The organism is Neobacillus sp. FSL H8-0543 (genome assembly GCF_038592905.1).
Classification (GTDB): Bacteria; Bacillota; Bacilli; order Bacillales; family Cytobacillaceae; genus Neobacillus.
Map to the genome: position 1 here is coordinate 4972616 of NZ_CP151943.1, position 16646 is coordinate 4989261.

Below are 16646 nucleotides of genomic sequence, written 5' to 3' on the forward strand. Positions count from 1 at the left end.
CCTTCCTGAAGTCAAGCACCGGTGTAACTCGGTGCTTTTTATTTTTTACAAAAACAATACAACATGATTAACTCAAGGAGGAAAATTTCAATGAAAAAAAGTACAAAGAAAATAGTATTGGTGTTATTCGTTGCTTTAATGACTGCTATTATGGCAGCATGCGGAAATGACTCAGCTAATGAAAAGGAAGCTAAGGCTGGATCAGGTGAAGAAGGATTAAAAATTGCGATTGTAACAAGCCCTTCAGGCGTTGATGATGGCAGCTTTAATGAAGATAACTATAACGGTATCTTGAGCTTTATTGAAAAAAATTCAACAGCAACAGTAAAGGCTATTAAAGAAGAAACTGGCGATCCTGCTGCGGCTGTACAAGCGGTTGCTGATATTGTGGCAGATTATGATGTGATTGTAACACCAGGGTTTCAATTTGCTGGAGTTTCTAGTATTGCTATGGAAAATCCTGATAAAATCTTTATTTTAAATGACTCTGAGCCCGCACCTGTAGGTGACCAAACAAAGTTCGATAATATATATGCTATGAATTTCGCTGAGCAAGAAAGTGGATTTTTTGCAGGAATGGCTGCAGCACTCGAAACAAAATCAAATAAAGTAGCAGTTGTAAATGGTATAGCTTATCCTTCAAATGTAAATTATCAATTTGGCTTTGAATCGGGAGTCAATTATGCTAATAAGGTTTTTGGAAAAAGTGTTGAAGTTCTTGAATTATCAGGTTATGCAGGGACTGATGTAACTGGTGCTGATGTTGGTGGTAACTATGCAGGATCTTTTGCAGATGAAGCAACTGGGAAAGTTATCGGTAATGCGTTAATTAAACAAGGTGCAGATATCATCTTTGTTGCTGCAGGTGGTACTGGCAATGGTGTATTTACATCAGTTAAAGAGGCTAAAGACGACGTAAAAGTGATTGGTGTGGATGTTGACCAATTTGATGAAGGTGTAAATGGTTCAGAAAATATCGTATTAACATCTGCGGTTAAATTCATGAGTATGAATATTGAAAAGTCATTAAACTCTGTTGTTGATGGAAGCTTTAAAGGCGGAAATGTCGTTCTTCATGCAGATACAGATTCAACTGGTTTTATTAAAGAAGAAGGTCGTCATCAATTATCAGAGGACACACTTGGTAAAATGAATGAAGCTTACGAGTTAGTTAAAGAGGGTACAATCGTACCTGCATCAAATTTTAATGGTCATACTCCAGAAAAGTTTCCAGGGTTATAATTTATATTTAAAACAATAATGGAATATACCATTAGAAGTTTATCATTTCCCTATTTAAGAAACATAATAGGGAATGGTGAACTTCTTTTATATTATTTTTCCTAAGATAAAGGAGACGAAAGATGTCTGATTATATTGTAGAAATGAAACATATAACCAAACGATTTCCTGGAATAGTGGCAAACGATGACGTGACCATTGGAATAAAAAAAGGAGAAATTTTTGCCTTACTTGGAGAAAATGGTGCAGGCAAATCGACGTTGATGAGTATTCTAGGTGGTATGTACGAACCCGATGAAGGAGAAATATATATTCGGGGAGAGAAAGTGCAAATTAGTTCACCTAACCATGCGGCAAAGCTAAATATTGGAATGGTGCATCAGCATTTTAAGCTAGTCTCAGATTATACGATTACTGAGAATATTATCTTAGGAGTTGAGCCAATCAAGAAATTTGCAGGTCTTTTTCCATACGTAGACATTCGAAATGCGAATCGGAAAATTGAAGAACTGTCTAAAAACTTTGGCTTAGAAGTGGACCCTACGAAAAAAATCACCGATCTTACTGTTTCGATGCAGCAACGGGTGGAAATTTTAAAAGTGCTTTATCGTGAAGCGGAAATCCTTATTTTTGATGAACCAACTGCCGTCTTAACACCACAAGAAATTGATTTCTTGCTCGGTATTATCGAAGGCTTACGAAACGGTGGAAAAACAATCGTATTAATTACTCATAAGCTAGAGGAAATTAAGAAAGTGGCTGATCGATGTGCTGTATTGAACAAAGGTAAATTAGTAGATGTGTTGGATGTAAAGAAAACATCTGTTAGTCATATGGCTCAATTAATGGTGGGTAGAGAGGTAAGCTTTGAATCTGAAAAAGTACCTGCTCAGTTTAAAGAGGAAGTTTTGAAGGTAGAACATCTAACCGTTAAAAATGAAGATGGTTTTGAAGTAGTTAAAGATGTATCCTTTACCATTCATAGTGGTGAAATATTTGCTATCGCTGGAGTCGCAGATAATGGTCAGGTTGAAATAGCGGATGCCATTGCTGGATTAACGAGAGTTAGTGGTGGGAAAATATTCCTAGAAGGTAAGGATATTACGAATGAAAGTATAAGAAACAGAACCGAAACGGGAATATCTTATATACCAGAAGATAGACAAAGCTTTGGACTAGTATTGGATTTTGATTTATCAACTAATTTAGCCTTAAAGCAGTATTATAGGGAGCCCTTTTCTAGAAAGGGAATCTTAAGCAAAGAGGAATTTGAGCAGTTTGGCAGTAAGCTGATTGATAAATTTGATATTAGAAGCGGACAAGGTATTAAGACGCAAGTTCGTTCGATGAGTGGCGGTAATCAGCAAAAAGCAATTATTGCTCGCGAAATCGAATTACAATCGCCGCTTATGATTTTCGTTCAACCAACACGAGGAATAGATATTGGTGCGATTGAAAATATTCATAAAATGATGATTCAAGAACGTGATCAAGGAAAAGCGATCTTACTTGTTTCATTGGAGTTAGATGAAATTATGAATGTAGCGGATACCATTGGAGTTATATATAATGGCCAACTTCAAAAAATTGCTAGTAGTGAATCATTAACGACGAATGAAGTCGGCGAATATATGATGGGGGCAAAACATGAGTAAAGTTAAAAGGAAAAAAATCTTAAGGTATAGTCTTGTTCGACCAATAAGTAATGAGAAATGGCAACCTATCTCCATTCCATTAGTCTCTATAATAATAAGTTTTATTGCTGCGGCTATTGTTATCCTTTTAATTGGCAAAAATCCCTTACAGGCCTTTTATAACTTATTCCAAGGGGCAGGAATCTTGCCCAAGCCTTCTTATGCTGGCTATAAGAGCATGATGACTGACTTTTTGAGTTTGCTAAATGCCATGACGCCACTTGTGTTCGCTAGCTTGGCAGTTGCTGTTGCTTTTAAAGCTGGCCTATTTAACATTGGGGTTTCAGGTCAAATGCTCGTCGCTGGTTTTTTAGCGTCGATTATCGTTGGTTACAGTGGTTTAGATGCCCTAATCGCAAAGCCTCTTGTGTTATTAATCGGAATTATCGCTGGAGGATTAATGGGAGGATTAGTAGGGTGGCTAAAATATAGATTTAACATTAATGAAGTAGTATCTACGATTATGTTAAATTATATTGCACAATATGTCATAAGCTTCTTTATTCAAATGTATTATGTTGATCCTGTTTCAAGACAGTCCAAATATATTTCAGAAGCAGCAAGGTTAACTTTAGTAAATGTCGAAATAGCCAACTTGAAAATGGATATTCCGTTAGGCTTTATTTTAGCTATCATTATCGCCATTTTATTAAAGTTTGTCATGGACAAAACAGTGGTTGGTTTTGAAATAAAAGCAGTAGGTTCCAATCGTAATGCAGCGAAATATGCAGGAATTAATGTCGGAAGAAATACAGTCTTAGCCATGGTTATTTCAGGAGGCTTGGCAGGTCTTGCAGGTGTCACTTATTATTTAGGTTATTTTTCTTCGATACAACCCAAAGTTTTATCAAGTATCGGTTTTGATTCCATTGCTGTATCTCTGTTAGGGAACTCTCATCCAATTGGTGTAATATTTTCATCATTTTTAATATCTATTATTGACCAGGGAAGTACCTACATGAGTTCACAGGCTGGAATTAGACAAGAAATATCTGCTGTTATCGTTGGGTTAATCTTATTGTTTAGTGCATGTGGTGCATACTTGAAACATAAAGTCAGCCGCGTCCATGATAAAGAAGTGGATCGAAAGGAGAGTGAATCCTAATGGATACAATAATTATTGATGGATTATCCTTTGCTCTGCCTCTTTTTATTATGGCAATAGGCGGAATATATAGTGAAAAGAGTGGTATTACCAATTTAGCACTTGAAGGCTTTCAAGGATTTGGGGCATTCACCGGAGCGCTGTCAGCTGTTTTAATCGCAAATGCTACTGGGATGGATATTCAAAATCTATTTTACGTGGCGTTACTATTTTCGATGATTGGCGGGATGGCTTTTTCGATTATTCATGCTGTACTAAGTATTAAGTTTAAGGCAGATCAAGTTATTAGCGGTGTCGTGATTAATATTTTGGCGTTAGCACTAACGACTTTCTTAACGACACAAATAAATGTACTTGTGTTTGGATCGGCATCGGACAAGTTCAGATTAGGTGTATCAGAGCGGTTTACGATTGAAGGTTTAGCTAATATACCTGTGATTGGTGCGGTCTTTACCAATGTGTATCCCTTCGAAGTAATAATCATAGTGATTGCCTTTTTTGCGTGGTATCTATTATATAAAACAAAATTTGGCATGCGCTTAAGAGCAAGCGGGGAAAATCCTCATTCGGTTGATGCTGCAGGTATAAATGTATCGAAAATTAGGTTTTCTGCGGTTCTTATATCGGGTTTATTATCAGGTCTAGGTGGCATGTGTTTTGCCTATTCCATTTCCGCTAACTTTTCTTCAAATATTTATATGGGATATGGATTCTTAGCCATTGCTGCATTAATTTTTGGTAATTGGAGGATTCTTCCTACTTTAGCGGCTTGTCTTTTATTTGGTTTTGCAAAATCTGGGGGCGCGTTTATTGCTCAGTCGATGGCATTACCAAGTAGTTTCACCGACCTATTCATGATTTTACCGTATGTATTAACGTTATTATTATTAATCTTTTTCTCTAAATCAAATCGGGCTCCGAGAGCATTAGGTGAAATTTATGACAAAGGAAAGAGATAGGTAAATTATCTTTGCAATTCCCTTTTGGGATACTTAATACACCAAAAAACTCTTTTAGAGGTTTTTCATCAGTTCACCGTGAACTCTTGGAAAGCCTCTTTTTCGTATTTTTGGCGAAACATGAAGTTAACTCTTGGTTTTGGGGTCCCCCAGGAAACTAAAGCTTTAACGCATTGAGGGACCCCGAATTTCCCTGAAATTCGGTTTTTCTTTTTTAACTATCATAAACTTATCAAAGTTACTAATTTCGACAAATTTCTACCTAATGGTAAAAATGGTGAAGGAATACAAGAAAATCAGCAGTACCATGGACTCTAAGGATTAAAGAGAGGTTTCTGTATTTAGAAAATCGATTAATTTTCATTCGTTTTATAGATAGATTGAATTTAATAGAGGAAATCATTGTTTATATAATGATAAAGGGAGCAATATTTGAAAAGTAGAAAGTATAAATAGATCACCTACAGATTCTTTTTGCAGCCCAACACACAAATAGGAGGAGAACATAATGGTATTAAATAGAAAGGCAATATTATTCTTTTTACTAAGCAGTTTGATATTGCTTGCTGCCTGTTCTAATAATTCAACTACTGAAAAGGTAGAAAAGAAGAATAAAGTTGATACATCAGTAGTATTGGAAACGATCAACACAGATGACCTGAAAGCAAATATCGAAAAAGAAGACTGGGTTATTGTCGATACAAGATTAAATGATGCTTTTAACGGTTGGCCATTAGACGGGGTCGAAAGGGGCGGCCATATTGAAGGAGCGGTCGATTTTTCCGCTAGCTGGCTCGAGACAGAGGTTGAAAAAATAGATGAAAAATTAACAGAAGTATTGCAAAGCAAAGGCATTACAGCTGACAAAAACATCGTTCTTTACGATGCAAATGGAAAAGACGCTCAAAGCGTTGGTAACTATCTAAATAAGGCAGGATTCAAAAACATTTATAAATATGATGTGAAAGAATGGGCAGCCAATCAAGACCTACCATTGGTAAGCTACCCTAATTACGAAATGCTTGTTCCAGCAACATGGGTCAATGACCTAACGAAGAATAATAATAACGGAAAATCCTTTAAAATTTTTGAAGTAAGCTGGGGAGACGAAGCAAAGGATTATAAGAAGGGACATATTCCGGGAGCGGTCCATATTAATACGGATGAAGTAGAGGAAGGCCCAGTCTGGAATCGCCTGGCGGATAAAGAACTTGAAAAGTTTGCCTTGAAAAATGGAATTGATTTGGACACCACAGTCGTTCTATATGGCAGCGACCCAATGCCGGCTTATCGAGTAGCGGTCATCCTAAAATATATGGGTGTTAAGGATGTACGAGTATTAAACGGAGGATATGCAGCTTGGGCAAATGCTGATTATAAAGTAGAAACAAAGGTGAATAAGAAGAAATCAGTGGCATCATTTGGAGCTGAAGTACCTGCGAATCCGGAATATATCGTTGATTTGGCAGAAGCTAAAGAAATCCTTGCTGATCCAGAAAACAGTACACTTGTTGATATAAGAAGCTGGGATGAATTTATTGGTAAAATTTCAGGATACGATTATATCGATGCAAAAGGACGACCTGCTGGAGCCGTTTGGGGACATGCAGGATCGGATTCTAGTAATCTTGAAGATTATAGAAGTGTGGATAATTCTATGCGCAATGGTGCAGAAATTATGGCGATGTGGGAAAAAGATGAAATAGACCTTGATAATCAGCTGGCTTTTTATTGTGGAACTGGATGGAGAGCAGCGGAGGTACTATTTTTTGCTAAGGTTTTAGGCTTTGAAAATACTACATTGTACGACGGGGGCTGGAATGAATGGAGTATGGATTCTTCCAATCCTGTAGAAACTGGTGAACCAAAATAATGTAATACTGTAGAAAAAGGACAATACGAAAGAGGGTATTGTCTTTTTCTACATGAATTAGGAGAATAGCTATGATTAAAAACAAAATGATGTATTTGCTGATTTTCATCCTACAATTTTCAGGTCTGATCTTAGCGTTTGTTTTAGAGGATTTGTCATCAAAAAAAATGGGAGTTGCAAGATATTTACAATTTAAAAGACAAGAGTTTGATACCTCGTTTTTTACTCCAGTTTTAAATAATATTTATACCATCTTTTTCATTGCTGGTGCTATTCTATGTATAGTCCTTCTAATTATCAAAGGAAAAAGTAGAAAAATAATCATTTCACTTTTATTTGGAGCAATAGTCAATATAATTGGGATCCTTTTGATTCAATCCAAATTAGAATGGCAAGCGTCTCACTTTTTTTTAATCGGAATGTTTATTCTAGTCTTTTTTCAATATTTTTGGATTTTCAGATCCTTTTATAAAAATAAAGTTTAACGCTTTTCAGCCAAGCCGAGTTTCAATTGAAATTCGGTTTTTCTATGGAGAAAAGTGACAGGGACCATCCAATTGGATGGTGCCTGTCATTTTTTGGTGAAAATGGCAGCGGACATTGTCTGAATCGAATCTGCAAGCGGATACTTAAACGGTTCTAAATCAATTTCTTCCCCAATAATATAGGTGTTGTTTTTGCCTAAGGAGCACTTAAACCTGGCGGGTTTGGCAAACCACGAGCCGGGGGCCTTTTCTCTTTCCTCATAGCTCCCGATTGTTCAATCACCACATAAATCACCACATATTGTGATGCCGTCTCACCATATGAACGTGTATCTTTTGAGATGTGAAGATGAATCCGCAGGAGGAACATGAAGGAGGTGCAGAAGGAGTAAAACACACGTACCAACGGAGGACCATCACGAGCCTAGACTGTACGTAATTTACATCAAGGAACATCTATAAGGAAGTTCATTTCTTATTATCAGATTATGATTCTTTCTAAGTGGAAGACGGATGTCTAATTAGGATCAAATTTATATTTAAAAGATGGGGGAAAAAAAATGAATGTAAGCAAAAATGCTGAAAAATTGAACGAGGTCTCGTTGTTTCGTCTTTATTTGCTGAGAGGGCTATACCTTTTTATCGTGGTGGGGCTCGCAATCGTACGATGGCCGGATGTCATCCAACAGGTTTTCTTTCAGGAGAAGCCCTGGGAGTTAATGGAGGGTGTAGTCATCAGCATGCTGACTGCCTTCTCGGCTTTGTTAATCCTGGGGCTGCGGTATCCGTTGCAGATGATACCTTTACTTCTGTGGGAATTGGTGTGGAAGTCGATCTGGCTGCTCGTCGTTGCGCTCCCACTGTGGACAGCCGGTCAAATGGACGAATCAACCTGGGCGATGGCCTATAAATGTTTATTTGTCATTATTGTTCCTTTCTGCCTTCCTTGGCGCTATGTGTTTACACACTACGTGAAGAAGCGCGGAGATCGGTGGCGCTGAGGGAAGCCTGACTTTCAAAAGGTCGACTTTTTTCAAGTAAACCAGCTTATAGTTTGTCAACATTTTTCAATAAAAAACTAAACTTTTGCAGGCTATATTAAAAATAGGCATACCAAGAAACCTTCCTTAAATTACTTTTTGGAAGGTTTTGTGCTATTAAGTTAAATATTGATATTAGTCTATATCGAGGAAGCCGTTGGTGAAGTAACTTGTAGTGGTAAGGGGTTTTATTGTAGATATCTTAATTGGTATGAAGTTATAGGATGGGGTAATTAATTATCTAGAATTATGTGTGCGGAAGTCTTTTTTTCGTGTTATTATTAATCTATGAATATGCCAATTTTATCCACTAAACTATATATCCCTCTGCCACGGACTAATGTTGTCCTCCGACCGTTCCTGATCGAGCGGCTGAACGAGGGTCTGGACCGCAAGCTGACCCTCATCTCTGCCGCCGCTGGCTTTGGCAAGACTACGCTGGTCAGTCAATGGATAGCCGGTTGTGAGCGACCTGTTGCATGGCTGTCGCTGGACGAAGGGGATCACGACTCTACACGCTTCTTAACTCACCTTGTCGCCGCATTGCAGACGATTTCTGAGAATATTGGAGAAAGCGTGGTTGGTTCTATCAAATCCCCTCAGCCACCGTCTACTGAATCGATTCTGACGGCCTTACTCAATGAAATCTCAGCCATCCCGTACAAATTTGTCTTCGTCCTTGACGATTACCATGTTATTGATTCCAAACGGATAGATGTTGCCCTCATTTTCTTACTTGAACATCTCCCACCACAGATGCACCTGATGATCTCTACCCGTGAAAATCCGCAGCTACCCTTAAGCCGGTTACGTGCCCAGGGCCACTTGACAGAGTTACGTTCCACCGACCTGCGCTTTACTCCAAGCGAAACGGCTACGTTCCTCAATCAGGTGATGGGCCTGAGTCTCTCGGCCAGCGAGATTACTGCACTGGAGACCCGTACCGAAGGCTGGATTGCTGGACTCCAGCTGGCTGCGCTCTCCATGCAGGGGCGCGAGGACATTCCTGCGTTTATTCAGGCATTCGCTGGAGACAATCGGTACATATTGGACTATTTGGTCGAAGAGGTCCTTCAGCGTCAGACTGACGATGTCCGGAGCTTCTTACTTCGTACCTCCATTCTCGGCCGGTTGCATGGCCCGCTGTGTGATGCCGTCACTGGCCAGGATGATGGAAACGCGCGGTTGCAGGCCCTTGAGCGAGGCAACTTCTTTGTTGTTCCACTGGATGACAAGCGCCACTGGTATCGCTATCATCACCTCTTTGCCGAGGTTCTTTTTGCGCATTTGAGAGAGGATCATCCCGATCAGGTAGCTACACTGCACCGGCGCGCGAGCACATGGTGTGAGCACCATGGCTCGACGCCCGATGCGATCCGCCATGCGCTTGCTGCCGAGGATTTCGTGCGTGTTGCAGACTTGGTCGAGCTGGCATGTCCAGCCTTGGTCAGGAGTGGACAGGAGGCTTTGGTATTGGGCTGGTTGAATGCGCTCCCCGACGAGCTGCTCCACTGTAGGCCCGTGCTCAGCGTTTGGTATGCCGGTGCTTTACTGGCTGGCGGCAAGTTAGAGGACGTTGAGGACCGACTGCGAGGCGCCGAAAAGTGGCTGGAGACAACGGCAGACATGCGTGAGCGACAGGAAGCCCCACCGGCTGAAATGGTCGTCGTGGACGAAGAGGAATTTCGCCGTCTCCCGGGTTCGATTGCCGTGTACCGTGCCGGGCTAGCCCTGGTTCTGGGTGATGTGCCCGCTACCGTGAAATATGCCCGGCGGGTGCTTGACCTCGTACCTGAAGACGACCACCTCCGGCGCGGAGCGGCAACTGCTCTCCTGGGACTCGCATCCTGGAGGAGCGGGGATCTCGAGGAAGCACACCGGATGTTTGCAGACGGCATTGCTAGTGTACTGCTAGAAGGGGCCATCTCTGATGCAATCAATGGAGCAATCGCTCTGGCTGATATAAGGATTGCGCAAGGTCGACTCCTCGAAGCGATGAGTTCCTATGAGCGGGGATTGCGGCTTGCAACGGAGCAGGGTGAGCCTTTACTACGTGGGACGGCTGACATTTACGTGGGAATGAGTGAACTCCACCGAGAGCATGACGATCTGCACACCGCCACGCAGTACCTGCTGAGAAGCAAGGAGCAGGGCGAGCACACCGGGTTCCCGCAAAACCGATATCGCTGGTGCGTCGCAATGGCTAGAATACGGGAGACACAAGGAGATTTGGACGGAGCGCTCGACCTGCTCCACGAGGCAGAGCACCTGTATGTAAGTGACTTTTTCCTAAATGTACGTCCTATAGCGGCGTTGAAGACAAGGGTGTGGGTCACGCAGGGGAAGTTGAGTGAAGCCCTCAACTGGGCACGGGAACAGGGCCTGTCCGCTTCGGATGACCTTTGCTACATGCGTGAATTTGAGCACATCACCCTGGCTAAATTGCTCCTAGCCCAGTATAAGCGAGACCGTGCAGACCGCTCCATGCTTGAGGCAATGGGACTACTACAACGCCTCATCCAAGCAGCGGAAGAGGGCGGGAGGACGGGAAGTGCGATCGAAATCCTGATCGTGCAGGCACTTGCTTACCATATGCAAGGCGACATCCCTGCTGCTCTTGTGCCGCTGGAACGCGCCCTGGCCCTGGCAGAGCCAGAGGGCTACTTCCGCAACTTTGTTGACGAAGGACGACCTATGGTGGCCTTGCTGGAAGCGTCCCTGAAACAGGGGATCGCCCCGAACTATGTTCGTCACCTCCTGAGGGCCTTTGGCAAGACTGAGGGTAGAACGCCTGAAAAAATAGTTATGATCGAGCCACTGAGCGAACGTGAACGTGAAGTACTTAGACTGCTCAGAACTGACTTGAATGGCCCGGACATTGCCCGCGAACTAATGGTGTCCCTGAACACCTTGCGGACCCACACCAAGAACATTTATGCAAAGCTTGAAGTGAACAACCGTAGGGCAGCAGTCCGCCGGGCAGAGGAACTCGATTTGTTCTAGCAAGCCCGCAAACACCACCCCGACCCCAGCAGGTTTGACAAACCGCCTGCTGGGGCTTTTTTTCTTTCCTCACAGCCTCCCAATTAATAAATCACCACATCAATCACCACATATGGTGATGACTTCTCACCAAATGAAAGAGTAATTTAATGAAGAGAGGAACGTAAAAAACGACGTGGAGATGCATTCACGCGAGGAACATGAAGGAGGAACTTATATGAGTGATACACACATAAGAACGGAGGGCAATTACGAGTCCGGACTGTATGAAATTCGCGTCAAGGGACATCTTGATGCCCGGTGGGCCGACCAGTTTGAGGGTCTGAGCTTCATCCACGAAAGTGACGGAACAACCATCCTCACCGGAAAAGTGGTCGATCAAGCTGCATTACATGGCTTCCTGAGGAAAGTGCGTGATCTCGCCCTGCCATTGGTCTCGGTCATTCAGATTGATCCCAAACAGGTGAACGGACCAGATATCAACGTAGACACAACAAATAGTACAAAAAGGGAGACAAACAGATGAAAAAAAACCCCCGGACATCAGTCATTGATGGGAACAAGAATACGCACATGAACCAGCCCTCCGAGTCCGGTTTGGAGAGCAAAATGAAGGTAACAGCCTCAAGTCTCATCCGTTGGGCAGGTTTATCAGCTATGCTGGCAGGGTTCCTTTTCATAGTCATTCAGACGATTCATCCAGCTGATATTCTTTCGTCTGTTATCACCGATCGATGGGCAATCGTCCACTACTTGAGCATCGCCATGTGTCTCTTCGGCCTGCTCGGCATTACGGGGATTTACGCTAGGCAAGTGGAAGAGGCAGGTTGGCTTGGTCTGGCCGGCTATCTCATGTTTAGCCTCTTCTATGCGCTCACAATGGGCTTTCAATTCACCGAAGCCTTTATCTCACCGCTGTTGCCGACCGAGGCACCGAAATTAGTAGAGAGCTTCTTAGCGCTCGCCAGTGGGTCCGCTGGAGAGATGAACCTCGGAGCCGTCGCAGCGGTATATTCGTTAGTAGGGGTACTGTATATGCTCGGCGGCCCACTGTTTGGTATAGCGACAATTCGAGCAAGCATCCTGCCGCGCTGGGCGGCAATACTTTTTGCCTCCGCAGGTCCCGTGTCGGCCCTAGTGGTTTCGCTGATCCCACACCCGCTCGACCGGATAGCAGCGGTTCCTCTTGGAGTAGGTCTGGCCTGGCTGGGATATGCGCTCTGGTCTGAACGGCCAGAGAAACACTCGAAACCTTTACCTGCCAAGGGAAGCCCCCAAACCCAAGGAGCTGAAAATGAAAGTGAAAATCTACGATAAAGGTCGAGCCCCCGATGTGCCTGAGCACAATGAGTTAGGGAAACCTACGTCTCAGAAAACCAAAGTACCGGCAAAAGCAGGTTCATCAAAGTGGCTCGTCACCGCACTGCTAGTACTTAGCTTTGTTCCTCTCGCCAGCGGCATATTCCGCCTAATCGGGCTGGCCGGCGGTGTGGAAATCATGCCAGCCAATGCAAGGTTTTCTGCGTCGCCCCTGCCGGTGGTGCTGCATATCCTGACCGTCAGCCTGTATGCCATTTTGGGCGCATTTCAATTCGCAGCCGGTTTCCGTCTGCGCAGGCCAGGCTGGCACCGTGCGGCAGGAAAACTCCTGGTTTTATGCGGACTGATGGCTGGGCTTACAGGGCTGTGGCTGAACTTGTTTTATTCCCGCCCGGCTGGCAGCGGTGAGCTGCTGTATGCATTTCGGCTCCTTTTTGGGTCAGCCATGGTTGTGTCCATCCTTCTAGGCTTTGCAGCGATCCTGCGAGGGGACGTGATCCGGCACCGCGCATGGATGATACGCGGCTATGCGATCGGGCTTGGCGCGGGAACACAGGTGCTGACTGAGTTCGCAGGGGCATTGACCCTCGGGCCGCCAGATGAGATCAGCAAAGCGCTATTGATGGGAGCGGGTTGGGTGATCAACCTCTCCGTGGCCGAATGGGCCATCCGCAGGCGGTCGATCCCTTCAGCTCGCACGGCATCAGCTGATATTTCCCATTTGTAATGAGGAAAGTCTGAATGAAGCCGCCTATTCAACAACACAAAGCATCGTTATTTGAAGTAAAGCTTTAAGAACACGATGAGTGAAACACTCGTTACCGCAACGAACATGACAATATTCGTTTTAGGCGACTTCATGAATAAAACGACTTGGAGGAGAATAAATGAAAGCAATTGTGTACACAAAGTACGGCCCTCCCGATGTTCTTCAACTAAAAGAGGTAAAAAAACCTGCTCCTAAAGAAAATGAAATACTGATAAGAGTCAAAGCGACAACCGTTTCAGTAGCAGATATTCGCGCACGGAGTTTTACCGTTCCTCTCGCTTTTTGGCTGCCTGCCCGAATATCATTGGGTTTTAAACAACCCAAAAAAGAAATATTAGGTATGGAGCTAGCTGGAGATGTGGAGTCAGTAGGCAAAAATGTCAAGAAGTTTAAGGGAGGTGACCAGATTTTTGCCGCTTCTTTGAAGGGTTTTGGTGCATATGCCGAGTATATATGTCTGCCTGAAGATGGACCTGTTTCGATCAAACCTTCTAGTATAACTTATGAAGAAGCCGCAGCCCTTCCGATAGGGGCACGTACAGCCTTGCATTTTTTGAGAAAAGCTAACATTCAGAAAGACCAAAAGGTCCTTGTTTATGGTGCTTCAGGAAGTGTAGGAAGTTATGCTGTACAGATTGCCAAGTATTTCGGAGCACAAGTTACAGGAGTATGCAGTACCGCAAATTTAGAATGGGTAAGATCTTTAGGAGCTGATGAGGTCATTGATTACACTAAAGAGGATTTTTCTAGTAAAGGCGAGTCTTACGATGTGATCTTTGAAACGGTAGGCAAGAGCTCGTTTTCAGCTTGTGTGAAATCGCTTAAGAAAGACGGCACCTATATGAATGTCACGATATTGTTGCCAGGTGTTCGAATGCTATGGACGAAATTCACTAGCAAAAGGAAATTCATATTGGCTCAAAATTCACCTGAAACTTCCGAAGCACTAAACTTCCTTAAAGAACTTGTTGAGAAGGGAAAGTTAAAAGTAATCATTGACAGGCACTATCTGTTTGAAGAGATTGTGGAAGCTCATCGATATGTCGAAAAAGGTCACAAAAAGGGAAATGTGGTCATCAATCTGGAACAAAACAACAAATCCCTAAAAGTATGAACTAAATGCAAGCCGCCAAAAGGTGAATGGCAATTTTTGGCGGTTGGAAATGCTCGAATTTTCTCCTCGATGTGAATGTATGATGACGGGCATTGGGGTCAGTCTCCCAGGAAACTAAAGCTTTAACGCATCGGGGGACCCGATTTTCAGTTGATATAATATGGGTCACAAATTCATTTGTGTATTTTTTGTTAACATTTCATCCAACTCATAAAAATATCAGTACCTTAATTCTATAAAAAAGACTGCCGTAAACCCGAATCTTTTCGGATTTGTCGACAGTCTGAGCCTATCTCTGTAAAGATAGGCTTTTTTGCATCTTCTGAAATGGAAAGTTTTCCGTTCTCCCTTATTTTTTCCCCTTCGTATAAATTTTCAGAAAATATCCGAGTATTGACCCCCATAGCCGAAATTTATCACCTTTTTACTTTTTGGGATAGTTTGTATTCTAAATGTATGGGTTTTATGTCTTATAACTTGGAAGCGTATACATGTAATTGTTTTTGAGATTATGAAGGGGGTATTAAGATGCTGGAGTCTATCAAACCAGTAAAAAAAGCCAGAGTGGGTTTATACACCATTGGCCTACAGGCATATTGGAGTCAATTTCCGGGGTTAAAAGACAGATTAATCGAATACGGGAAATTTATCGAAACCAAAATGTCCCAGCATGGTGAAGTCTATAATTATGGGTTAGTAGATAGTGAAGCCGAAGCAAGACGTGCTGGGGAATGGTTCAACGAAAAGAATGTCGATCTTGTTTTTTGCCATTCCGGAACCTATTCCACCAGCTCCGCCGTTCTTCCTGTTCATCAGATATGCAAGGCACCGGCTATTATTTTAAATCTTCAGCCAACAGAGCGGATCAATTACGAACAAACCACCACGGGCGAATGGCTTGCGCATTGTGGAGCCTGCCCAACTCCGGAAATAGGCAATGCTTTTAACAGAAGTGGAATTAAATTCAGAGTAGTCAATGGTCTTTTGGGGTTGAATTATACACCCGAAATATCCTTAACAAATGAAAAATCAAGTGAGAGACCTGAAGCGATTCATGCTTGGAGCCAAATCAATGATTGGATTCGGGCAGCCTCAGTTCCGCGGACGTTACGGCAAAGCCGCTTTGGATTTTTAGGAAATACATACAGCGGCATGCTGGATATGTACAGTGATTTTACGATGATTCAAGCACAAACGGGTGTTCATATCGAAGTTCTTGAAATGTGTGATCTTGACCAGCTGCTGAAAGGGGTATCGGAGGCTGATGTAAAAAAGAAAATGGAGGAGGTCTATGAATTTTTCGAAATTAGTGGCGACTCTCCATCTGACCCCATTGCCCGGAAACCTACACTGGAACAATTGGAATGGTCGTGTAAAGTGGCATCTGCACAAGAGAAACTGGTAAAAGAATTTGACTTGGATGCGCTAACTTATTATTACCATGGTGCGCCTAATAGTGTTTATGAGAAACTGCAAGCCAGTTTTATCGTTGGCCACTCTCTGCTCACAGCAAAAGGTATCCCGTGCTCGGGGGAAGGCGATTTAAAAACAGCTATCGCCATGAAAATCTGTGACATTTTAGGGACAGGCGGCAGTTTTTCAGAAATTGTTGTAGTGGACTATATTGACGAAACGATTTTGTTAGGGCATGACGGCCCCTTTCATTTAGCGATTTCCGATGGAAAGCCGATCCTTCGGGGAATGGGATTGTACCATGGCAAGCAAGGTTCAGGTGTTTCCGTTGAAGCTAAGGTTAAAACCGGTCCCATCACAACACTGAATGTCACCCAAACTGGTGATGGAAAGCTCAAGCTTATTATCAGTGAAGGCGTTTCAACGGATGGCCCGATTATGCGAATCGGAAATACCCAGACGCCAGTGAAGTTCAATGAGCACCCGGATCTCTATATGGAAAGATGGTTCCATGAAGCGCCGACTCATCACTGCGCCATGTCGATTGGAAACAATGCAGCTTTGTTTAGTAAAGCAGGGGAGCTATTGAATTGCAAAACTGTCACACTATAAAAACGATTTATGATAAA

Annotated in this window: 13 protein-coding genes; all 13 read left to right on the forward strand. The window is 42.9% G+C overall.

All coding sequences use genetic code 11. The features are described 5' to 3' along the window. Nucleotides 1–90 precede the first annotated feature (90 nt). On the forward strand, nucleotides 91–1242 hold the full coding sequence (locus NSS81_RS24675) for a BMP family ABC transporter substrate-binding protein (RefSeq protein WP_342431245.1): 1152 nt from the start codon (nucleotides 91–93) through the stop codon (nucleotides 1240–1242). A gap of 122 nt (nucleotides 1243–1364) precedes the next feature. Beyond that, nucleotides 1365–2897, forward strand: coding sequence for an ABC transporter ATP-binding protein (locus NSS81_RS24680; protein WP_342431246.1), 1533 nt, complete (start codon nucleotides 1365–1367; stop codon nucleotides 2895–2897). After that, nucleotides 2890–4041: an ABC transporter permease gene (locus NSS81_RS24685; protein WP_342431247.1), complete on the forward strand. Its 1152-nt coding sequence runs from the start codon at nucleotides 2890–2892 to the stop codon at nucleotides 4039–4041. Before NSS81_RS24680 ends, NSS81_RS24685 begins: the two co-directional genes overlap by 8 nt. Further along, nucleotides 4041–5000, forward strand: a complete 960-nt coding sequence (locus NSS81_RS24690) for an ABC transporter permease (protein ID WP_342431248.1) — start codon at nucleotides 4041–4043, stop codon at nucleotides 4998–5000. The genes NSS81_RS24685 and NSS81_RS24690 overlap by 1 nt, the downstream gene beginning before the upstream one ends. Nucleotides 5001–5508: 508 nt before the next feature. Then, nucleotides 5509–6873 carry a rhodanese-like domain-containing protein gene (locus NSS81_RS24695; protein WP_342431249.1) on the forward strand — a complete coding sequence of 455 codons (1365 nt, stop codon included), beginning with the start codon at nucleotides 5509–5511 and terminating at the stop codon, nucleotides 6871–6873. A 71-nt stretch (nucleotides 6874–6944) separates the two neighbouring features. After that, nucleotides 6945–7358: a hypothetical protein gene (locus NSS81_RS24700; protein ID WP_342431250.1), complete on the forward strand. Its 414-nt coding sequence runs from the start codon at nucleotides 6945–6947 to the stop codon at nucleotides 7356–7358. 560 nt (nucleotides 7359–7918) lie between these two features. Continuing rightward, nucleotides 7919–8359 carry a hypothetical protein gene (locus NSS81_RS24705; RefSeq protein WP_342431251.1) on the forward strand — a complete coding sequence of 147 codons (441 nt, stop codon included), beginning with the start codon at nucleotides 7919–7921 and terminating at the stop codon, nucleotides 8357–8359. A 327-nt stretch (nucleotides 8360–8686) separates the two neighbouring features. After that, nucleotides 8687–11401, forward strand: coding sequence for a LuxR C-terminal-related transcriptional regulator (locus NSS81_RS24710; protein WP_342431252.1), 2715 nt, complete (start codon nucleotides 8687–8689; stop codon nucleotides 11399–11401). 217 nt (nucleotides 11402–11618) lie between these two features. Beyond that, nucleotides 11619–11927, forward strand: coding sequence for a hypothetical protein (locus tag NSS81_RS24715; RefSeq protein ID WP_342431253.1), 309 nt, complete (start codon nucleotides 11619–11621; stop codon nucleotides 11925–11927). After that, entirely contained in the window at nucleotides 11924–12718 is a 795-nt protein-coding gene (locus NSS81_RS24720; RefSeq protein ID WP_342431254.1) for a hypothetical protein, read from the forward strand. The genes NSS81_RS24715 and NSS81_RS24720 overlap by 4 nt, the downstream gene beginning before the upstream one ends. Then, nucleotides 12696–13448, forward strand: a complete 753-nt coding sequence (locus NSS81_RS24725) for a DUF2306 domain-containing protein (protein ID WP_342431255.1) — start codon at nucleotides 12696–12698, stop codon at nucleotides 13446–13448. The genes NSS81_RS24720 and NSS81_RS24725 overlap by 23 nt, the downstream gene beginning before the upstream one ends. Before the next feature lie 160 nt (nucleotides 13449–13608). Continuing rightward, complete coding sequence (locus tag NSS81_RS24730) at nucleotides 13609–14604, forward strand: NAD(P)-dependent alcohol dehydrogenase (protein WP_342431256.1); 996 nt, start codon at nucleotides 13609–13611, stop codon at nucleotides 14602–14604. Between the two features lie 528 nt (nucleotides 14605–15132). Beyond that, nucleotides 15133–16629 carry an L-fucose/L-arabinose isomerase family protein gene (locus tag NSS81_RS24735; RefSeq protein WP_342431257.1) on the forward strand — a complete coding sequence of 499 codons (1497 nt, stop codon included), beginning with the start codon at nucleotides 15133–15135 and terminating at the stop codon, nucleotides 16627–16629. Nucleotides 16630–16646: the final 17 nt, after the last annotated feature.